The 20,855-nt window shown below is 65.7% G+C and carries 18 protein-coding genes; 9 read left to right on the forward strand and 9 right to left on the reverse strand.

Annotation, left to right across the window (positions count from 1 at the left end; genetic code table 11):
* Nucleotides 1-212: 212 nt before the first annotated feature.
* Nucleotides 213-1,259 (reverse strand): rod shape-determining protein, encoded by a 1,047-nt coding sequence (locus tag ACYPYD_RS27930; protein WP_008831879.1) that lies wholly within the window; start codon nucleotides 1,257-1,259, stop codon nucleotides 213-215.
* A gap of 260 nt (nucleotides 1,260-1,519) precedes the next feature.
* Between ACYPYD_RS27930 and mutL the strand changes: the two genes are divergently transcribed.
* Entirely contained in the window at nucleotides 1,520-3,328 is a 1,809-nt protein-coding gene (gene mutL / locus ACYPYD_RS27935; RefSeq protein ID WP_036523070.1) for a DNA mismatch repair endonuclease MutL, read from the forward strand.
* Between the two features lie 14 nt (nucleotides 3,329-3,342).
* Nucleotides 3,343-3,840, forward strand: coding sequence for a hypothetical protein (locus ACYPYD_RS27940; RefSeq protein WP_008831877.1), 498 nt, complete (start codon nucleotides 3,343-3,345; stop codon nucleotides 3,838-3,840).
* 6 nt (nucleotides 3,841-3,846) lie between these two features.
* Here the strand turns inward: ACYPYD_RS27940 and ACYPYD_RS27945 are convergent, their stop codons facing one another.
* On the reverse strand, nucleotides 3,847-4,608 hold the full coding sequence (locus ACYPYD_RS27945) for a MauE/DoxX family redox-associated membrane protein (RefSeq protein ID WP_008831876.1): 762 nt from the start codon (nucleotides 4,606-4,608) through the stop codon (nucleotides 3,847-3,849).
* Nucleotides 4,609-4,648: 40 nt separating this feature from the next.
* Here ACYPYD_RS27945 and ACYPYD_RS27950 point away from each other — a divergent pair, with 40 nt between their 5' ends.
* Entirely contained in the window at nucleotides 4,649-5,062 is a 414-nt protein-coding gene (locus ACYPYD_RS27950) for a MerR family transcriptional regulator (protein WP_459667028.1), read from the forward strand.
* Nucleotides 5,063-5,263: 201 nt separating this feature from the next.
* Here the strand turns inward: ACYPYD_RS27950 and ychF are convergent, their stop codons facing one another.
* A complete protein-coding gene (ychF, locus tag ACYPYD_RS27955) occupies nucleotides 5,264-6,364 on the reverse strand; it encodes a redox-regulated ATPase YchF (protein ID WP_036523078.1) in 1,101 nt (366 codons plus the stop codon).
* A gap of 131 nt (nucleotides 6,365-6,495) precedes the next feature.
* On the opposite strand from ychF, the gene ACYPYD_RS27960 reads away from it, so the two are divergent.
* A complete protein-coding gene (locus ACYPYD_RS27960; RefSeq protein WP_459667029.1) occupies nucleotides 6,496-8,001 on the forward strand; it encodes a tetratricopeptide repeat protein in 1,506 nt (501 codons plus the stop codon).
* Between the two features lie 123 nt (nucleotides 8,002-8,124).
* On the opposite strand, the gene ACYPYD_RS27965 is transcribed toward ACYPYD_RS27960, so the two are convergent.
* From ACYPYD_RS27965 to ACYPYD_RS27985, 5 genes are all read right to left on the reverse strand, one after another.
* Nucleotides 8,125-8,538, reverse strand: a complete 414-nt coding sequence (locus ACYPYD_RS27965; RefSeq protein WP_036523082.1) for a PEP-CTERM sorting domain-containing protein — start codon at nucleotides 8,536-8,538, stop codon at nucleotides 8,125-8,127.
* A gap of 132 nt (nucleotides 8,539-8,670) precedes the next feature.
* Nucleotides 8,671-9,246: an aminoacyl-tRNA hydrolase gene (pth, locus tag ACYPYD_RS27970; protein ID WP_008831871.1), complete on the reverse strand. Its 576-nt coding sequence runs from the start codon at nucleotides 9,244-9,246 to the stop codon at nucleotides 8,671-8,673.
* A 98-nt stretch (nucleotides 9,247-9,344) separates the two neighbouring features.
* Complete coding sequence (locus ACYPYD_RS27975; protein WP_008831870.1) at nucleotides 9,345-9,953, reverse strand: 50S ribosomal protein L25/general stress protein Ctc; 609 nt, start codon at nucleotides 9,951-9,953, stop codon at nucleotides 9,345-9,347.
* Nucleotides 9,954-10,222: 269 nt separating this feature from the next.
* A complete protein-coding gene (locus ACYPYD_RS27980; RefSeq protein ID WP_459667031.1) occupies nucleotides 10,223-11,074 on the reverse strand; it encodes a TraB/GumN family protein in 852 nt (283 codons plus the stop codon).
* Nucleotides 11,075-11,077: 3 nt separating this feature from the next.
* The gene (locus tag ACYPYD_RS27985; RefSeq protein WP_008831868.1) at nucleotides 11,078-11,986 is read right to left on the reverse strand and encodes a TraB/GumN family protein; all 909 of its coding nucleotides are present in this window, start codon (nucleotides 11,984-11,986) and stop codon (nucleotides 11,078-11,080) included.
* A gap of 238 nt (nucleotides 11,987-12,224) precedes the next feature.
* Here ACYPYD_RS27985 and ACYPYD_RS27990 point away from each other — a divergent pair, with 238 nt between their 5' ends.
* The 3 genes from ACYPYD_RS27990 to ppdK all read left to right on the forward strand — a co-directional run bounded on the left by ACYPYD_RS27990 (nucleotide 12,225) and on the right by ppdK (nucleotide 18,231).
* Nucleotides 12,225-13,127 carry a glycine--tRNA ligase subunit alpha gene (locus ACYPYD_RS27990; RefSeq protein WP_008831867.1) on the forward strand — a complete coding sequence of 301 codons (903 nt, stop codon included), beginning with the start codon at nucleotides 12,225-12,227 and terminating at the stop codon, nucleotides 13,125-13,127.
* 120 nt (nucleotides 13,128-13,247) lie between these two features.
* Nucleotides 13,248-15,512 carry a glycine--tRNA ligase subunit beta gene (gene glyS, locus ACYPYD_RS27995; RefSeq protein WP_459667034.1) on the forward strand — a complete coding sequence of 755 codons (2,265 nt, stop codon included), beginning with the start codon at nucleotides 13,248-13,250 and terminating at the stop codon, nucleotides 15,510-15,512.
* Nucleotides 15,513-15,567: 55 nt separating this feature from the next.
* Nucleotides 15,568-18,231, forward strand: a complete 2,664-nt coding sequence (gene ppdK / locus ACYPYD_RS28000; RefSeq protein ID WP_459667035.1) for a pyruvate, phosphate dikinase — start codon at nucleotides 15,568-15,570, stop codon at nucleotides 18,229-18,231.
* A 105-nt stretch (nucleotides 18,232-18,336) separates the two neighbouring features.
* Here the strand turns inward: ppdK and ACYPYD_RS28005 are convergent, their stop codons facing one another.
* Nucleotides 18,337-19,095, reverse strand: coding sequence for a methyltransferase domain-containing protein (locus tag ACYPYD_RS28005; RefSeq protein WP_459667037.1), 759 nt, complete (start codon nucleotides 19,093-19,095; stop codon nucleotides 18,337-18,339).
* Nucleotides 19,096-19,181: 86 nt separating this feature from the next.
* On the opposite strand from ACYPYD_RS28005, the gene ACYPYD_RS28010 reads away from it, so the two are divergent.
* Entirely contained in the window at nucleotides 19,182-19,922 is a 741-nt protein-coding gene (locus tag ACYPYD_RS28010) for a double zinc ribbon domain-containing protein (protein WP_459667039.1), read from the forward strand.
* Between the two features lie 362 nt (nucleotides 19,923-20,284).
* Complete coding sequence (gene hisI, locus ACYPYD_RS28015) at nucleotides 20,285-20,677, forward strand: phosphoribosyl-AMP cyclohydrolase (RefSeq protein ID WP_459667041.1); 393 nt, start codon at nucleotides 20,285-20,287, stop codon at nucleotides 20,675-20,677.
* The last annotated feature ends 178 nt before the right edge of the window (nucleotides 20,678-20,855 follow it).

A 20,855-nucleotide genomic window follows, 5' to 3' on the forward strand; every position in this document is an offset into this window, starting at 1 on the left:
AGCAGGCCCAATCCCACCACCGCGCCGAGCACGCCGGCGGTGTACTGGAAGAACGTCGAATATTGCGCCCTGCGCGAAAAGCCGGAGCGCCGATTGGCTGGCGGTGCCATGCGCCATGCACTCCTGTCATTCCCGCGCGGCGGTCCGGTGCAGGATATCCGCCGCGCTTTTCAAGAGCCCGCACCTCGCACGGCGCGGTGCTCCCTATTCGATCAGGCGGACATCAGGACGCCGCGATAGATCGGGTCTTCCATCGCGCGGCCGGTGCCGAGCGCGACGCAGGACAGCGGATCTTCCGCGACGCTGACGGGCAGGCCGGTTTCTTCGCGCAGATAATCGTCGAGACCCTGGATCAGGGCGCCGCCGCCGGTCAGGACGATGCCCTGGTCGACGATGTCGGCGGCGAGTTCCGGCGCCGTGTTCTCGAGCGCGATGCGCACGCCTTCGATGATCTGTCCGATCGGCTCGGCCAGAGCCTCGGCGATGTTCGCCTGGCTGATGGTGATTTCCTTCGGCACGCCGTTGACGAGGTCGCGGCCCTTGATGTGGATCGTCTCGCCGATGCCGTCGGCCGGCATGATGGCGATGCCGTAGTCCTTCTTGATGCGCTCTGCCGTGGCGTCGCCGATCAGCAGGTTGTGGTGACGGCGGACGTAGGAGACGATCGACTCGTCCATCTTGTCGCCGCCCACGCGCACCGAAGTGGTGTAGGCGAGGCCGCGCAGCGAGAGCACCGCGACTTCGGTGGTGCCGCCGCCGATGTCGACGACCATCGAGCCGACCGGCTCGGTGACGGGCATGTCGGCGCCGATCGCCGCGGCCATCGGCTCGAGGATCAGGTAGACCTGGCTGGCACCCGCGTTGCTGGCGGCGTCGCGAATGGCGCGGCGCTCCACCGAGGTCGATCCCGAGGGAACGCAGATCACGATCTCGGGGTAGCGGAACAGGTTCTTCTTGCCGTGCACCTTGCGGATGAAGTGCTTGATCATCTCTTCCGCGATTTCGATGTCGGCGATGACGCCGTCGCGCAGCGGGCGGATGGCCTCGATGTTGTCGGGGGTCTTCCCCATCATCATCTTGGCATCGTCACCGACGGCCTTGACCTTCTTCACGCCGTTCAGGGTTTCGATGGCAACGACGGAAGGTTCGTTCAGCACGATTCCGCGATCTTGTACGTAGACCAGCGTATTAGCTGTGCCGAGGTCGATCGCCATGTTCTGGGAGCCGAGTTTGAAGAATCGCGAGAAGGGGCCGGCCATCTAAAATCCGTTTCTTACCAATCGTTTGCCGAATCACTCTCGACATCGACGACCGGGGGTTGCGGGTAGGAGGGCTCCCCTTAGCCCATCGATTCGCGAAAGGCCAAAATTTTGTTCCCGATTCCGGGGGGAAACGCTCATCGCCCGTCTCGAATTAGCGCCGTTTCGTCGCTAGTTTGACCTGCCGTCGCACGATGCGTCCATGACGCCTTCAACGTCCGCATTTTGTCGAGAAGCCCCCAATCTTTGCCGAGACCCTGATGCCCACGATCCGCCGCCTGCCCGAACACCTCGTCAACCGCATCGCCGCCGGCGAAGTGGTCGAACGGCCGGCGTCCGCGCTCAAGGAACTGGTCGAGAACGCCATCGATGCGGGCTCCACGCAGATCACCGTGAGGATCGCCTCGGGCGGTCTCGACATGATCGAGGTGACCGACGACGGCTGCGGCATGCGCCCTGACGAGATCGCGCTTGCTCTGGAGCGTCACGCGACCTCCAAGCTGCCCGACGAGGCGATCGAACTGGTGGCCACGCTGGGCTTCCGGGGCGAAGCTTTGCCATCGATCGGTTCTGTCGCGCGGTTGACGATCGAAAGCCGTCCGCACGATGCTGCCGAGGGCTGGAAGCGGGTGGTCGATCACGGCACCGTCGCGGTGGACGCGCCCGCCGCATTGCCGCCGGGAACGCGCATCCGGGTCGAGGATCTCTTCGGCAAAGTGCCTGCGCGGCGCAAGTTCCTGCGCTCGCCGCGCTCGGAATATGCGGTCTGCCTCGATGTTGTGCGCCGTCTCGCCATGGCGCGGCCCGACGTCGGTTTCGTGCTGGAGCATGACGGGCGCCGCACCATCTCCGTGCAGCCGCGCGAGGAACTGGCGGCCCGCGTCGCCCGCCTCGTCGCGCGTGAGCTTGCCGAAGACGGCGTGGTCATCGAGGCCGAGCGCGGAACGGCGCGGCTTACCGGGGTGGCGGGCCTGCCGACCTACAACCGCGGCGTGGCGGATCACCAGTACTTGTTCGTCAATGGGCGTCCGGTGCGCGACAAGCTGCTCGTCGGCGCGGTGCGCGGTGCCTACTCCGATATGCTGGCGCGCGATCGCCATGCGGTGCTGGCCCTGTTTCTTGAGATTCCACCTGAGGAAGTGGACGTAAACGTCCATCCCGCCAAGACCGAGGTGCGCTTTCGCGATCCGGCCTTCGTACGTGGTTTCCTGGTCGGCGCGCTGCGGCATGCGCTGGAGGGGGCAGGGCAGAAGAGCGCGCAGCCGCCTCAGGCCGCCGCGATGAACATGTGGCAGGTCGAGCCGGTTGCGCCCGCACCCTCGATCGGCTCGCTGTTCGCGCGCGAATATTCTGCGCCGCGCAGTGACTACCAACCCTCGCGCGTTTCGGAGACGGGCACGGCGTGGCGCTCCTACGAGGCCGAGGTCATGGCCCAGCCCGCCGCGCGCGCCGAAGCGGCCGAAGAAGCGAGCGAGGAAGCGTTGCGCTATCCGCTCGGCGTCGCACGCGGGCAGGTGGCGGGGACCTACATCGTCGCCGAAGCGGAAGACGGCCTCGTCATCGTTGACCAGCATGCGGCGCACGAACGGCTCGTGCTGGAAAAGCTCAAGGCGGCGGGCGCCGAGGAGGCGATGAACCGCTCGCAGGCGTTGCTGCTGCCCGAAGTCGTCGAACTGGAGGAAGCCGCCTGCGATGCGCTGGAGGACAAGCTGGCCGATCTTGCCCGCCACGGCCTTATCCTCGAGCGCTTCGGACCGGCGGCGATGCTGGTGCGCGCGGTGCCCTCGGTGCTGTCGAAGAGCGATGTCGGCGCGCTGGTGCAGGATGTGGCGGACGACCTCGCGCGCAACGGCGATGCGCTGCTGCTGGGCGAAAAACTTGACCTCGTGCTGGCGACGATGGCCTGTCACGGTTCGGTGCGCGCGGGGCGTCTCCTGTCGGTCGCGGAGATGAATGCGCTGCTGCGCGAAATGGAGCGGACACCGCGCTCGGGCCAATGCAACCATGGCCGCCCCACGTGGGTTAAACTTGCCCATAACGACATAGAGAAACTGTTCGGGCGGAAATGATGCGAAAACACGCGATGGTATTGGCCGCGCTCGCTCTTCTGGCGGGCTGCGGCAGGGAAACTCCTGCCGAGGAGGCCGCCGAGAATGCGCATGACGTCGCCATGGTCGAACGCATGAGCAAGGAACCCTTCAAGCCCATCGTGCCGATCCCGATCACCGAACTCGACATGGACCGCTATGGGCTCGACAAGCCCGGGTGCAATTTCGAGAAGGACGTGGTCGAAGAAGAGGACGCCGGAAAGCGTGGCCCGATCTTCATCGCCACCAGCGGCGAAGGTTTCATGCGCGTAGGAGCCGACCTCAAGCGCTTCGCCGCGAAAGACGAGAGCGCCGATCTGCCGGGCGGCGCGCGCACCACATATGTCGGGCTGTCGAGCTGGGTCGATATCGTGCGGCTCCCTGACTCGGGAAACGCCAGCGACCAGCAGACCTGGCCCGCCCGTCTGATCGTTCACGATTCGCAGGAGCGCGTGGCTTACCGGGCCGACGGCGTCATGCGCTGCCGGACCTGAGGACAGTTACCCCATCGCCATCGGTTTCAGCAGCATCCACAGCGCCATGGCGACCATGAACACGTTCTCCATCAGCGACACGAAGCCCAGCGGCACGCTGCCCGATCCGCCGACGCAGGCGCATTTCAACTCGCGCTTCTGGACGTAGACCGCGTAGAATACCGAGGCTCCGCCGACGCCGCCGATGACCAGCGCCACCGGGATCGACAGCCAGTTCAGCACGCCCGCCGCCATGAAGGCGCCCGCGAACCATTCCAGGAACGGATAGGCATAGGCGTAAGGCACGTATCGCCGCGCCAGCAGATCATAGCCCAGGAACATCGAGGAGAATGTCTCGATGTCCTGCAGCTTGAGCATCGCCAGCAGCATCATGGTGATAGCCACGAACCACTCCGCCGCATGGACCGTCAGCGGGGAGCCGAGAGAAGCCCAACTGGCGGCAAGCGCGACGGCAGCGGCGGTTCCGAACACCCAGAGCACCGGCGCATAGCTCATGCGCTTGGCCTGATCATCGAGCCCGAGGAAGCGCTTGAGGTCGGAATGGCCGCCGATACGCTCGCCGTCGATGAAGATCTGCGGCGTGGTGGCGACGCCGTACTCGGCCTTGAAGGCGTCCACTTCATCGCGGGTGGTCAGCCAGTGGTCTTCTACCCGGTAACCGCGGCTTTTCAGCAGGTGCCGGGCCTTGAGGCCGTAGGGGCAGACGTGTTTTTCCATGACCATGCGGTACAGCACGGCGGTTCTGGCGGGGGCTTGGTGATCGCTCATGCCATGCTTATAACTTCCGTACCCTAGTACGGAGTCAAGCGTGGCCCTGACGATTTCCCAACTCGCCCATGCCGGAGGTGTCGGTGTCGAGACCGTGCGCTTCTATCAGCGCAAGGGCCTCCTCCACGACCCGCGCCCGGCCAGCACCGGGGGTGCGAAAGGCCAGCGGCATTACGGCGAGGAGGACGTGCGGCGCCTGCGCTTCGTGAGGGCGGCGAAGGATGCGGGGTTCATCCTCGACGAGATTGCCGAACTGCTCGGCCTCGATGCGGGCGATGACCGGGCGCGGGCGCGAACGATGGCGCAGGCCCGGATCGGGCATCTGGATGAGGAGATCGCCCGGCTCGAACGGGCGCGAAACGCCTTGCGCAAGCTGGAGCGGGAATGCGCCGGAAGCGACACCGGACCATGCCCGATCATCGCGGCGTTCGAGGAGGGGGAGTGCTGCCGTTAAAATAGAACCGTCATCCCCGCGAAGGCGGGGACCCATCTGATGCCGGTGCAACACGAACCGTCAGGAGATGGGTTCCCGCCTTCGCGGGAATGACGACGATGGAATTGAAGGATCGCCGTAGGGCGCATCATTGGTAAGTCGCGCCTGAAGACTGCCAGCGGTCCCGGATCAAGTCCGGGACGACGGTTATTCTGCGTTTACTCAGACGTTGAAACGGAAGTGCATCACGTCGCCGTCGGCGACGACGTATTCCTTGCCTTCCTGGCGGAACTTGCCGGCTTCCTTGGCGCCCGCCTCGCCCTTGCAGGCGATGAAGTCGGGATAAGCGATGGTTTCGGCGCGGATGAAGCCGCGCTGCATGTCGGAGTGGATGGTGCCCGCAGCCTCGGGGGCCTTGGCGCCCTTGTGCACGGTCCAGGCGCGCGCTTCTTTGGGGCCGACGGTGAAGAACGTCAGCAGTTCGAGCAGTTCGTAACCTGCGCGGATGATACGCGCGAGACCGGCTTCGGCAAGGCCCATTTCCTCGAGGAACACCATGCGGTCCTCCATGTCCATGCCGGTCAGTTCCGCCTCGATCGCGGCCGAGACGATGACGGCGCTGGCGCCTTCGGCCTTGGCCTTCTCGAATACCCGCGCGGAGAAGGCATTGCCCTCGGCGGCGGCTTCTTCCTCGACGTTGCAGACGTAGAGCACCGGCTTGGCGGTGATCAGCTGTGCCTGCGCGAAGACGCGCGCTTCGTCCTCGTCCTTGGGCTGCGTCAGGCGGGCGGGCTTACCGTCGCGCAGCAGGTCGAGTGCCTGGCCGAGCACAGACGCCACGATCTTGGCCTCCTTGTCGCCCTGCGTCGCCTTCTTCTGGGCAGCGGGAACGCGCTTCTCGAGGCTTTCGAGGTCGGAAAGCAGCAGTTCGGTCTCGACGGTGTCCGCGTCGGCGATGGGATCGACCTTGTTGTCGACGTGCTGGATATCGTCGTTCTCGAAGCAGCGCAGGACGTGGATGATCGCGTCGACTTCGCGGATGTTGCCGAGGAACTGGTTGCCGAGGCCTTCACCCTTGGACGCGCCGCGCACGAGGCCGGCGATGTCCACGAACGACAGCTGCGTCGGGATGATCTTGGCCGAACCCGCGATTTCCGCCAGCGCATCGAGGCGCGGGTCGGGCACGCCGACCTGCCCGACGTTGGGCTCGATCGTGCAGAACGGATAGTTGGCCGCCTGCGCCGCCTGCGTCTCGGTCAGCGCATTGAACAAGGTCGACTTGCCGACATTGGGCAGACCCACGATTCCGCAACGGAAACCCATCGAAAACTCCGAAAACTGTTTAAGGCGCGCCCATAGCCGGGTGCGGGGCGCTTGGCCAGAGCGAGAGCGGTTGCAGGCGGTTGACGGAAATTTCAGGTCTTACCCGTAAGCCCGCCGCCATGAAGAGCACCATGCGCATAGCCCTTCCGCTTGTGGCCCTCGTCGCGCTGGCGGCTTGTGGCGACAGTCCCGAAACCCTTTACGCCAAGGCGCGCGATGACTTCGCCGCCGGGAATTACCAGCGGGCGCGTGTGGAAGTGGCCTCCGCGCTGAAGGACAGGCTCACGGACGCCCCGATGCTGGCACTGCTGGTGGAGACGCAACTGCGGCTCGGCGATCCGGACGGGGCCGAAGGGGCGATCGGACGGCTCGAACGGGCAGGGGGCAAGGATATGGCCCGAATGAAGGCCGAAGTCGCCCTGCTGCGCGGTGACGCAAAGGCGGCATTGGCAACGCTTGGCAACGAGACCTCGGTGGACGGATGGCGCGTGCGCGCCGAGGCGCAACTGGCGCTGGGAGACGAAGAGGCCGCCCGCGATGCCTTCGAAAAGGGAATGAAAGCGGGGGGCGATATCCGGCTGGCGCAATCCTACGCCCGCTATCTGCTGGAGAACGGTGACCTGGCGCGCGCGGCTTCGCTGCTTGGAGAGATGCAGCGCATCGCGCCACGATCGTATGAGGCACTGGTGATGGCAGGCGATCTGGCATCGGCGCAGGGCCGCGAAGAGGATGCCGCGCGCGCCTATCGCACAGCTATCGATGCGTTTCCCGACCGTGCGGCGCCGATGCTGGCGCTGGCCGAGCATTACGACGGTTTGGGCAAGCTGGACGAAGCATCGAAGCTGGTCGATCAGGCTGCCGAAGTGGCGCCTGACGACCCGGAGGTGGAGGTAATGCGAATCCAGCTGCTGTCCGAACAAGGGCAGTGGGAGAAGATCCGCACCACGCTCCAGACGCGCGAATCCGAACTGGCGGCAGGGTCCACGCTGAGCATGCGCTATGGCGAGGCATTGCTGCAGCTGGGCCATGCGGAGCAGGCGCGGGTGATCTTCAGGCGGGCGGTGCTGGCGCTTCCGGGCAATCCCTATGCCCGGCTGATGCTGGGTGAGTCGCAGCTGGCGACCGGTGACGGTCAGGGGGCATGGGCAACGCTGCAGCCGCTCGCGGCATCGACGCTGGCCGGGCCGCAGGTGCTGGAAGCTGCCGAACAGGCTGCCCGCGCGGTCGGCGCGCCCGAGGCGGCGGCGCTGCAGGCGCGGCTCGATCCGGCGCGGCTCAAGGAGACGATGGCCCTGGCCGGGCAAGGCGAAGCCGCCATCGCCGGGCAGCGCTGGGCCACGGCGGCGGGAATCTACGAGAGACTGCTGATGCGCGGTGAGGACCCGGAGGTGCTCAAGCGCCTCGCATTCGCGCGAAGCGGGCTGGGTGAGGGGGATGCCGCCATCCGCGCCGCCGACAAGGCGGTTGCGCTCGGCAGCGACAATCCGGACTATCTCTATGTCGCCGGACTGGTGCGCGTCGTGGCGGGGCGCGATCTCGGCGAGGCGCAGCGACTGCTTGAAAAAGCCGCCGATCTCGATCCCGCCAACCGTGCGATCGCGCGCGAACTGAAAAAGGCGAAGGCCGCCGCCGGGTGATCCGGCGACGGCCTTTTGCCAGATTAGGTAGAACCCACCCCCACCCCCTCCCGCTTGCGGGAGGGGAGCGAGACTTAGGCCAAAGGCCTTAGTCGCAGCGGGGTGGGCACCAGTGCCGAAATATCAGGCGCGGGCCTTGCGGCGGCGCGCGTAGGCCAGGCCGATCAGGCCTGCACCCAGCATGCCCAGCATGCCCGGCTCCGGAACCGCGGTGCCGCCCGAGGAACCACCGCTCGAACCGCCCGAGGTCGAGGTGGTGCCGCCGGAGGTCGTCGTAGTGGTGCCGCCGGAGGTCGAACCGCCCGAAGTCGTCGTGCCACCCGAGGTGCTGGTCGTGCCACCCGAAGTCGTCGTGGTGCCGCCCGAAGTCGAGCTGCTGGTGGAGGTGCTGCCGCCGCACATCTTCCTGCCGATCTTGTCGCCGCAATCGCAGGAGTGCGTATGCTTGCCCTTCGAATAGGTCGCCTGCGCAGGCGAGGCCATGGCGACGGTGGCGCCGGCGGTGATCGTGAGTGCGATCAGAGTCTTGCGGATCATCGTAGTCTTACCCCAGTTACCCGTGTTGGTTGACCGCCAATAAGCAATCACCGTGCCAATCGCCAATTTCCGCCAATTTCGTTGAATCAGGCAGGGGTGAAGCGATCCATATGTAAGCTAACTCGACACCCTTCAGTCCTGCTGGCGCAGCGCCACGTCGTTCATGAAGCGGGCGTCGTCGCCGTTCGCAAGCCGATCCGCTTCCGCCGCCACCGCGCCCAGCATGTCGGCCAGCGGGTCCATCTCGGCCTTGGCGTAGTTGCCCAGCACGTAGCCGTGGACGCGGTCCTTGTGCCCGGGATGGCCTATGCCGAGCCGCACGCGGCGGAACTCCGCGCCGAGGTGCTGGTCGATCGAGCGCAGCCCGTTGTGCCCGGCATGGCCGCCGCCCTGCTTCACCTTCACCTTGAACGGCGCCAGGTCGAGTTCGTCGTGGAAGACGGTGAGGGCGGACAGGTCCAGCTTGTAGAAGCGCATCGCCTCGCCCACCGAGCGGCCGCTCTCGTTCATGAAAGTGGCGGGCTTGAGCAGCAGCACCTTGTCGCTGCCGATGCGGCCTTCCTGCAGCCAGCCCTGGAATTTCTTCTGGACCGGGCCGAAGCCGTGAATCTCGGCGATCGCGTCGGCAACCATGAAGCCGACGTTGTGGCGGTTGAAGACATACTGCGGACCGGGATTGCCCAGACCGACCCAAAGCTGCGTGGCCATCCGTATTCCTTGCCTGCGTCCTTGCGGTTGCATGAAAAGAAAAGGCCCCTCCCACGCGGGGTGGGAGAGGCCGTTTTCTACCCGAAAGCAGGAGAAGCTTACTCGGCCTCGGCCGCTGCTTCGCCTTCTTCGCTGCGCAGGGCAGAGGGAGCAGCGATCGTCGCGATCGTGTAGTCACGGTCGGTGATCGCGCTCTCGACGCCCTTGGGCAGCTTGACGTGGCTGATGTGGATCGATTCGCCCACGTCGAAGCCGGTCACGTCGATGGTGATCTCGTGCGGGATCTTCTCGGCGTCACAGACCAGTTCGAGGTCGTGGCGAACGATGTTCAGCACGCCGCCGCGCTTCAGGCCCGGCGACAGCTCTTCGTTCTCGAACACGACGGGCACGTTGACGTGCACGGTTGCGCCCTTGGCGAGACGCAGGAAGTCGGCGTGGAGCGGGCGGTCGCTGACCGGGTGGAAGGCAACGTCCTTGGGCTGGGTGCGGAACTTCTTGCCGTCGACTTCGACTTCGATGATCGAGTTGAAGAAGTGGCCGGTTCCGAGCTGGCGAGACAGCTCCTTTTCCTGGACGTGGATCGCGAGGGGCTCTTCGTTGCCACCGTAGATGACGGCGGGGACGCGACCTTCACGACGCAGTGCACGGGAGGCTCCCTTGCCAGCCCGATCACGCGTCTCGGCCGGCAGGTTAAGCGTATCGCTCATGGATCTTGCCTTTCAAAACTGGATAATAATGCGATGACGCGCCGCTCATCGGTGCGCACCGTCCTGCCACGCCTCCAGGGATGACCATGACAGGAAGGCGCGGCCCTTACTGGGAGATGGGCGGAAAAGCAAGCCGTTCGTGCGTCCGTGGGCGCGATGTCGCGGTGTTTGAGGGGGCGGTTGCGACCCTTCGACAAGCCCAGGGTGAGCGGGGTTGGAATAAATCTCCAAATTCCGCTCAGGCTGAGCTTGTCGAAGCCCACGAAGTCTCACTCTACCCGTGTCACCGTCAACCCCTCGGCCGTCAGCATTGCGGGCAATCCCTCAGGCCCGGCCATGTGCGCTGCGCCGACAGCCACGAACGGCTTGCTGCCCGAGCGAACCGCCCGTGCGATCCGGCCGGTCCAGTGCCGGTTGCGGCCGGTGAACAGCACCGCGCGCAGTTCCGGGTCGGCGAGCAGGCCCGAGCGGGTCTCCGCCTCGATCGCGTTCATGTCGCCCTTGCGCCAGCTGGCCGAAAGATCGCGTTCGGGATAGGCGGCCTCGGCGACGACGGCGGCGAGGAGGTCGCGCTGCTCGCGCTCGGGCAGGGCGTCGAACAGGCCGAGCTGCGCGGCAGCGCCTTCGAGTTCGACCACCGGTCTTTGCCCCGCCGCCGCGATCACGGCGCGGTCGACACCGTTGCGGGTATCGCCTTCGTCAGCCCCTGCGCGGGCGAGCGTCAGGGCTGCGGCCCAGGTATCCATCGCCGCGAAGTCGCCGTCGCCCCGGCCGCTCTTTTTCAGCAAAGTGGCCAGAGCGGCGCGGTCTTTCGGCGGTACGCGTTCGGAAAGCGGCGGTTCGTTCTCACTGCGCGCGAGGGTTTCGAAAGTGGCGGCGACTTCCGCCTCGTTCGCGAGGTTGCCGACTTCGACCATGATCGATCCGGCTTCGTCCAGTGCGGAACCAACTTTCGCCGTGCGCCACGCAAGCGGGCGCTCGGCGCTGTGGATCGTGCCGAAGAGCCAGCCGACGTGGCCGTCACCATCCTCGACCCGCCACAACGCGGGGTTGGCCTGCTGGGGCTTGCCCGAACAGGCGACCAGCCCGGCAATCGCCAGAAGTACTGCGAAACGACGCATCACTTACTGCACCCGGGTCGAGGAAACGCCCGCTGCGGCAAGCTGGTCCTGCACGCTGCCCGGCCCGGCGAGATGTCCGGCGCCCACCGCGACGAACACCGTGCCCGGCTTGTCGAGGCGCGCCTTGAGCCACTTCGCCCAGTTGGCATTACGATCGGTGATCAGCACCTTGCGGATTTCCGGATCGCTCTCGTCTTCGTTCATCAGTTCGGCGAGGTGGTCGGCATCGCCTGCCTTCCACGCGGCGACCATCCTGTCGACGTCGGTTTTCACGTCGGGCAGCGCTTCGACCACTTCGTCGAGATAGGCGCGCTGGGTCGGCTCGGATAGATTGTCGAACAGGCCGATCTGGTAGTCGACGGTCTCGAAGGCATGGTTTGCCAGATGTCGCGCCCGCGCCCTGGCGGCGACCTGCTGGTCTATCCCGGTCTCGGTGCTGTAGCCTGCGGTCTTGAGCGGGATCAGCGTCAGCATGAGTGCGGCGAACCAGGCATCGTTGGCATCGAAAGCCTGCGCCGGGATGCCGATGGATGTCAGCGCGCCCTCGTAGGCGGTGCGCTCCTTGGCGGAGAGCGTGTCGCGCAGGGACTTGCCATCCTTGCGCGCGGCCATCTGCAGGATCGTGCCCTGCGCCTGTTCGGTGTCGTCTATGGGTATCTCGGTCACCAGTTCCTGCGCGCTGTCGAGCGCCTTGGCGACCGGACCGGCGTACCAGTCCACCTGCTCGGGCAGGACGTGGATCGTGCCGAACAGCCAGATCGTGGTGTCCTCGTCCGCGACTTTCCAGAGCGCCGGTCGGACGGCGGATGCTTGCGCCGTCTCCTGCGCCGAGGCGAGCGGGGACGACAGGGCGGTGAAGGCGAGCAGGGCGGAGCCGAGCCCGCTACGAATAAGGGTACGAACGCGGGGCATGGCAAACCTATCGGGGAGGAAACTGTAAGGCGGCGTGAACGGATCAGCGCCAGCGACGCCGGTCCCACCCTATGCACCATACGATGCAGACGGCAATGGAGATGAACACGATCCGCAAACGACGCGGGCGCGGGCGGTGCCGCAATGCGCCGCAATGCCCTAAGCAATGCTTTGTGTTGTTGATTTGACAGCCCCGATCCGCCAAAGGCCGCGCATTCAAGAATTCGACGGAACCCCGATGACCGCCGCCAAACAGCCGCTCAGCTTCCAGGACATGATCCTGACGCTCCACAATTTCTGGAGCGCGCAGGGCTGTCTCATCCTGCAGCCTTACGACATGCGCATGGGCGCAGGCACCTTTCACCCCGCCACGACGCTGCGCGCGCTCGGTCCCGAGCCGTGGAAGGCCGCTTATGTCCAGCCCTCGCGCCGCCCGACGGACGGCCGCTATGGCGAGAACCCGAACCGGCTGCAGCACTATTACCAGTATCAGGTGATCCTGAAGCCGAACCCGGAGAACCTTCAGGAACTGTACCTGCAGAGCCTCGCCGAGATCGGCGTCGATCCGCTGGAGCATGACATCCGCTTCGTCGAGGACGACTGGGAGAGCCCGACGCTGGGCGCCTGGGGCCTGGGCTGGGAAGTCTGGTGCGACGGCATGGAGGTGACGCAGTTTACGTATTTTCAGCAGATGGGCGGCTTCGACTGCAAGCCAGTCGCGGGCGAACTGACTTACGGCCTCGAACGCCTTGCGATGTATATCCAGGGCGTGGATTCGGTCTACGATCTCAGGTTCAACAACGAAGGCGTGAGCTACGGCGACGTCTTCCTCGCCAATGAACAGCAGCAGTCGAAGTACAACTTCGAGATCGCCGACACCGATGCGCTGTTCGCCGGCTTCAAGGCCGCCGAAGCCGAGTGCATGCGCTGCATCGACGCGAAGGTGCCGCTCGCGGCCTACGATCAGGCGATCGAGGCGAGCCACCTGTTCAATCTGCTACAGGCGCGCGGCGTGATCTCGGTGCAGGAACGCGCCAGCTACATGGCCCGCGTGCGCGATCTCGCCAAGGGGTCGTGTCAGGCGTGGATCGACGTGAACAAGGACAAGTGGGAAGCCAAGTTCCCCGGGTGGACCGTATGAGGCTTCGACAAGCTCAGCCTGAGCGGGGTGTAGAAGGACGTCTTCCCCCAACTCCGCTCGTCCTGAGCCTGTCGAAGGACCACAGCGCCCACCTATCAACCCGCGAAACGGGCCACTGACATGACCGACTTCCTTCTCGAACTGCGCAGTGAAGAAATCCCCGCCCGCATGCAGGCGGGCGCGCGCGCCGATCTGGAAAAGCTGTTCCGCAAGGAACTCGCCGCCGCTGGCGTCACGCCCGGCCAGATCACCGTATGGTCCACGCCGCGCCGTCTCGCGCTGATCGCCAACGGTCTGCCCGACGTGACCGAGGCCGTCAGCGAGGAGACCAAAGGCCCCGCCACCAGCGCGCCCGAGCAGGCGCTCGAAGGCTTCCTGCGCAAGACCGGCCTGACCAAGGACCAGCTCGAAGTCCGCGACGTCAAGGGCAAGGACACCTACTTCGCCGTCGTCGAAAAGCCCGGCCGCGCCGTGAGGGACGTGCTGGCCGAGGCGATCCCTGCTATCGTGCGCGCCTTCCCCTGGCCCAAGTCGCAGCGCTGGGGCGCCGCCTCGATCGGCACGGATTCGCTGCGCTGGGTGCGCCCGCTTTCGGGCATCGTCGCCATTCTGGGCGAGGACCTTGTCGAGTGCGAAGTCGGCGGCATCCGCTCGGGCTATGCCACGAAGGGCCACCGCTTCCATGCGCCCGGCGAGATCACGATCGGCGGCGCGCATGACTATGCCCGCAAGCTGTCCGCCTGCCACGTCATCGTCGACCATGTCGAGCGTCAGGACCTGATCCGCGACGAGGCGCGCAATGTCGCCGCCGCCGCCGGTCTCAAGCTGGTCGAGGACGAGGGGCTTGTGATCGAGAACGCGGGGCTGACCGAATGGCCGGTGCCGCTGCTCGGCCGCTTCGACGAGGCGTTCCTCGAAGTCCCGCCCGAGACGATCCAGCTGACCGCGCGCGTCAACCAGAAGTATTTCGTCTGCGAGGACGCTGACGGCAATCTCGCCGACGCCTTCGTCTGCACCGCCAACATCGACGCCACCGACGGCGGCGTCGGCATCGTTGCGGGCAACCGCAAGGTTCTGGCCGCGCGCCTGTCCGACGCGCGCTTCTTCTGGCAGCAGGACCGTAAGGTTTCGCTGTCGGATCAGGCGAAGAAGCTGGCCCGCATCACCTTCCACGAGAAGCTGGGCACCGTCGCCGACAAGGTCGAGCGCGTGGCCAAGCTGGCCGAGTGGCTGGCCGCCGAGGGCATCGTCCCGAACTGCGATCCCGTACTGGCGCGTCAGGCGGCGGAATTGTGCAAGGCCGATCTCGTCACCGAGATGGTCGGCGAGTTCCCCGAACTGCAGGGCCTCATGGGCGGCTACTACGCCCGCGCCGAGGGCCTGCCCGACGCCGTGGCCGACGCCATCCGCGACCACTACAAGCCTGTCGGGCAGGGCGACGAAGTGCCCACCGCACCGGTTACGGTGGCTGTGTCGCTGGCGGATAAGCTGGATACGCTTGTCAGCTTCTTTGCCATTGAAGAGAGGCCTACGGGCTCCAAAGATCCATTCGCCTTGCGCCGTGCGACTATCGGAACTCAGGTTCAGATCACAAAGAACGATCTTCGAGCCGATCTGCTGCCAATATTTGATCGAGTTCTTGCGATACTTTGCGAGCAGAATGAGAGCATTTGCGGTCGCCTGACTGCGCTTGGGCAAGCTGTCGAGAGCATCTCTGCATCCCAAAACATACCTTTAAACAAACGTTATATGTCGCCGCTGCAACTTGAGATTGAGCAAAGATCGCTGGACTTGCTTAACTTCTTCGCCGACCGCCTCAAGGTACAGCAGAAGGAAGCGGGCGTTCGCCACGACCTGATCGACGCGGTGTTCGCGCTCGGCGGCGAGGACGATCTGGTCCGCCTGCTCGCCCGCGTCCATGCGCTGCAGGCGTTCGTGGGCAGCGAGGACGGCGCGAACCTCCTCGCGGGCTACAAGCGCGCCGCCAATATCCTCAAGAAGGAAAACTGGTCGGCGTCCGATGCTGCACCCGCGCACCCGCATACCGGTGACGAGGACCCGCTCGAAAATGTGGACGATCCCGACATGCAGGAAATCTATGCTGCGGCAGGCTCGGGGCTCGGCTATGCGGCCGAACCGGCGGAGCAGGCGTTGATCGACGCGCTCGATGCTGCGGAACCTCGGGCAGCCACAGCCGTTGCTGCAGAAGATTTCGCAAGTGCAATGAGTGCGCTGGCATCGCTTCGCGCGCCTATTGACGGGTTCTTTGATCAGGTGACAGTCAACGATACTGACTCCATAAAAAGAACATCTCGTCTTGCACTGCTTGATCGCTTCCGTGCTGCGGTGCACAACGTAGCGGATTTCTCGCGGATCGAGGGGTAGGAGGGTTTCCCCACGGTCTGCATTCTTGCGCAAAAATCCCGGAGATTTGGGACTAATGACTAAGCAGGTCTACACGTTCGGCGGCGGCGTAAAGCACGACGATCCGCGCGCGAAGGACAAGGTGATCACCGGAGGCAAGGGCTCGAACCTTGCCGAGATGGCCGGAATCGGCCTGCCGGTGCCTCCCGGCTTCACCATCACCACCGAAGAATGCGTGAAGTATCTCGCGGAGGGCGCGAACTTCTCGGACGAACTGCGGGCCGAAGTGGCCGAGGCGCTGGCCCATATCGAAAAGTCGGTCGGCAAGTCCTTCGGTGATTCTACTGATCCGCTGCTGGTCTCGGTCCGCTCGGGCGCGCGCGTCTCGATGCCGGGCATGATGGACACCGTGCTGAACCTCGGCCTGAACGACGTGACCGTGGAGGGTCTTGCGTCGACTTCGGGCGACGATCGTTTCGCGTGGGACAGCTACCGCCGCTTCATCCAGATGTATTCGGACGTCGTTCTCGGCGTCGAACACCATCTGTTCGAGGAAGCGCTGGAGATCGCCAAGGAAGACAACGGCTACGACAACGACGTCGAACTGACCGCGAACGACTGGCGCAAGCTGGTCAAGGAATACACCGCGATCGTCGAGCGCGAACTTGGCAAGCCGTTCCCGCAGGACCCGCAGGAACAGCTGTGGGGCGCGATCCAGGCCGTGTTCGACAGCTGGGACGCCGACCGCGCCAAGGTCTACCGCCGCCTCAACGACATCCCCGGTGACTGGGGCACCGCCGTCAACGTGCAGGCCATGGTCTTCGGCAACATGGGCGACACTTCGGCAACGGGCGTCGCGTTCACCCGCGATCCGGCGACCGGCGAGCGCGCCTACTACGGCGAATGGCTGGTCAACGCGCAGGGCGAGGACGTCGTCGCCGGCATCCGCACCCCGCAGTACCTGACCAGGGCCGCCCGCGAGCGCGCCGGGGCCAAGCCGCTGTCGATGGAAGAGGCGATGCCCGAGGCATACGCCGAACTCGCCGCGGTGTTCGACCTGCTCGAAAAGCACTACCGCGACATGCAGGACATCGAGTTCACGGTGCAGCAGAACAAGCTGTGGATGCTGCAGACCCGCTCGGGCAAGCGTACTGCCAAGGCTGCGCTCAAGATGGCCGTCGACATGGTCGAGGAAGGCCTGATCGACGAAGCCACCGCGATCAAGCGCGTCGATCCGATGGCGCTCGATCAACTGCTTCACCCCACGCTCGACCCCAAGGCGCCGCGCGACATTCTCGGCAAGGGCCTGCCCGCATCGCCGGGCGCGGCTTCGGGCGCGATCGTGCTCGACGCCGACACCGCCGAGAAGCGCGCGGAAATGGGCGAGGCGGTCGTCCTCGTCCGCGTGGAAACCTCGCCTGAGGACATCCACGGCATGCACGCGGCGAAGGGCATCCTCACCGCACGCGGCGGCATGACCAGCCACGCGGCGGTCGTGGCGCGCGGCATGGGCCGTCCCTGCGTCTCGGGCGCATCGGGGCTGTCGATCGACATGAAGACCCGCACCCTGCGCATCGGCAACCGCGAGCTGAAGGAGGGCGACCTCATCACCCTCGACGGCGCCAACGGCGAGATCATGGCGGGCGAAGTCGCCACCATCGAGCCGGAACTGGCAGGTGATTTCGGCACGCTCATGGAGTGGGCCGACAAGCACCGCCGCATGAAGGTGCGCACCAACGCCGAAACGCCCGCCGACTGCAAGATGGCCCGCCAGTTCGGCGCCGAGGGCATCGGCCTGTGCCGCACCGAGCACATGTTCTTCGACGCCGGCCGCATCTCCGCCGTGCGCCAGATGATCCTGGCCGAGGACGAGAAGGGCCGCCGCGAGGCGCTGGCCAAGTTGCTCCCCGAACAGCGCGCCGACTTCCAGGCGATCTTCGAGGTGATGGCGGGCCTGCCCGTCACCATCCGTCTGCTCGACCCGCCGCTGCACGAATTCCTGCCGCACAGCGACGCGGAATTCGCGGAGCTGTCGGACGCGATCGGCATCGGCGTGGACACGCTCAAGCGCCGCGCGGACGAACTGCACGAGTTCAACCCGATGCTCGGCCATCGCGGTTGCCGCCTCGGCATCACCTTCCCCGAGATCTACGAGATGCAGGCCCGCGCCATCTTCGAGGCCGCGTGCGACGTCGCCTCGGCATCGGGCGAGGCGATCGTGCCGGAAGTGATGATTCCGCTCGTCGCCACCAGGCGCGAATTGGCGATTCTCAAGAAGGTCGTCGATCAGGCCGCGGCCAAGGTGTTCGAGGAGAAGGGCAAGACGCTCGACTACCTCGTGGGCACCATGATCGAGCTGCCGCGCGCGGCCCTGATGGCGGGCGAGATCGCGGAAGAGGCGAAGTTCTTCTCGTTCGGCACCAACGACCTGACGCAGACCACGCTGGGCGTCTCACGCGACGACGCCGCGCGCTTCCTCAGCCCCTACGTCGAGAAGGGCATCTACCCGCGCGATCCGTTCGTCAGCCTCGACATCGAGGGCGTGGGCCAGCTGGTCCAGCTCGGCGCCGAGCGCGGCCGTGCGACCTATGCCGACCTCAAGCTCGGCATCTGCGGCGAGCACGGCGGCGACCCGGCCTCGATCGCGTTCTGCGAGAAGGTGGGTCTGGATTACGTCTCGGCCTCGCCCTACCGCGTGCCGATCGCGCGTCTGGCGGCGGCTCAGGCGGCGCTGGCGTAAGCAAGCCAGCGTTCGTCATTGCGAGCGAAGCAATCCAGGGCGGTTTGGGCCGCTCTGGATTGCTTCGGACCTTCGGCCCTCGCAATGACGATGAGATTTACGGGTTCAGCGCTTCCAGCCGGACAGCGTCATGATCTCGAACCGCTCTACCGTGCGGCCGCCCTCACCGGCGGCCGCAAACGCATCGTGCGCCCGCGCCAGCGCCGCCTTGCCCAGCTGCGGACCGGGATCAGCGAGCACATTGGCAAGACCCTGCGCGCGCAGGTCCTCGACAAGCCGCCCAAGGCTGCGGAACCCCACGTCCAGATGGCGATGGTCCGCCACCGGGTCGGTGTAGAGCGTCCGCTGGAGCAGTTGCGCTCCCGCACGCACGTCCACCGAGGGGTGAAGGCGCGGGGCAGGGCGCTCGCCGTCCGCCGCCAGCATCACTTCGCGCATGACCGGCAGGCTGCCGGAGCCAAGGAAGCTGGCGATCAGCAGTCCGCCCGGCGCCAGCGCCTTGCGTGCGTGGACGAAGGCGCCGGGAAGGTCGTTGACGGTGTCCAGCGTGCCGAGGCTGGCGATGAGGTCGAAGCCGTCGAACGGCCAGGGCTGTTCCTCAACGAAGCCGATGGCCGGGTCCACTTCGGTCACCGTCACACCCTGCGCCCGTAGCGCCAGAGCCAGCGCGCCCGAGAAATCGCCGACAACCAGCGCCGTCTTCGGTTCGAAGCGCAGGAAAGAGAGGCGTTCGAGCACGTCCTCCACCATGTCGTCGATCAGGTAGCGCGGCGCATCCGGCTGCTGCTGGAGCCTGAGCATCCGGCGGCGCAGGGCGGCGCGGCGGGCGGGGGAGAAGATGCGGGGGGGAGCCTTGGTTGCCATGGATGCTCCCCTGCCGCGTCGATGAAAACCTTGCAATGCCCTCGTGGCGTGCTTGTCGTGCAACACGGCGTGCATAGGATCGCGCCATGGGCCTGGGACAGGTACTTTCACCGCTCGTCGATCTCGTGTTTCCGCCGCGGTGTCCGCTGTGCGGGGCGGCGATCGGTTCGGCGGCGGGGCTCTGTGCGGATTGCTGGAGTACGCTGGCGATCCCGGGCGATCCGGCCTGCGCGGCCTGCCAGCGGCCTTTCGGCGATACGATGCCGGAGGGCGGCACGTGCGGCCCGTGCCTTGCCGATCCGCCGCGCCATGCCGGGATCGCGGCCGCGACGCTCTACAACGAACCTTCGCGCAAGCTGGTGCTGGCGTTCAAGCACGGGAATCGCATCGCGCTGGCACCGATGATGGCCGGGCTGATGGTGCCCAAGCTGCCTTTCGTCGATGCCGACTGGCTGCTGGTGCCGGTGCCGCTGCATCGCTGGCGGCTGTGGAAACGCGGCTACAATCAGGCGGCGGAACTGGCCCGGCAGATCGGGCGGCGCAGCGGCGCGGGCCTCGCGGTCGATACGCTGGTGCGACGCAAGGCGACGCGCTCGCTGGGCGGCATGGGCAAGCTGGCACGCAAGCGGACCTTGTCGGGTGCGATTGCCGTCCATCCGAAGCGGAAGGCAGCGCTGAAAGGTGCGAAGGTGGTCCTCGTCGATGACGTGCTGACCAGCGGTGCCACCAGCGATGCCTGCGTCTCGGCGCTGAAGCGGGCAGGAGCGGAGCGTGTGGTGATCGCCTGCTTCGCCCGCGTGCTGGATGAAGCTCTCGATGTGACCTGAGGCGATTCGCCCTGAATACGAAAACGCCCGGAACCTTGTGAGTTCCGGGCGTCCTCGTGACGAAACTGTTTGAACCCTGCTTGCGCAGTTCAGCGGTGCCCCTGATACCGCCTGGTCCGATCCCTCATCAAAGCATTCCCTGAACCGTGGCCCGCTTTCCGTTTCAGACCGGTGTTCCTTGCCGAACACTTGCCTGCGAGCGACCTGTGGGTCAGAAGCAGCCCCCCAGCTGCAAAGCCAGAATTCATCGAATCGTCTTTTTTGGAAAGAGACTTCGCTGACTGACGTGGATTTTGGTCCCTTGCTGTGGCTGTGGTGCAACAATTATGCCGCTGTTAGCGGGAACAGGGATTAGTCCGAGGATGACAGACGTGACAGCCGCCGAGCGTGAACTGGGAACGGCGTTTCTGCCGCGCTTCGACGCCCAGGGATTGCTCATCGCCATCGCCGTCGATTCGCGCTCGCGCGAAATCCTGATGGTCGCTTACATGGATGCCGAGGCGCTGGCGAAGACGCGTGAAACGGGGCTGGCGCATTTCCATTCGCGGTCGCGCGGCAAGCTGTGGCTGAAGGGCGAGACCTCGGGCCATTTCCTGCGCGTCGAGGAAATTCGCGTCGATTGCGATCAGGACGCGCTGGAACTGCGCGTGACGCCGGAAGGTCCGGCCTGCCACACCGGTGCGCGCAGCTGCTTCTATCGGCGGCTTGATGGCGCAGTGCTGGAGCGCACCGGGGATCATCCGCCGCATTCTTGACATTTATCGCCAAATAGGTTATATTCCCCAGCATCCGGAGCGGCGCCGTACACGTCGCTTCGGTGTATCGGGTCGGCGTCGTGGGCCGGGATGCGGTTTCAGCCGTGGCCATGCAACCCACGCGTCCGTTCGAAGACCCGGACTGTCTCTGCGCTACCGGAAACGCCGTCCATACGTT

The organism is Novosphingobium sp. 11B (genome assembly GCF_054589055.1).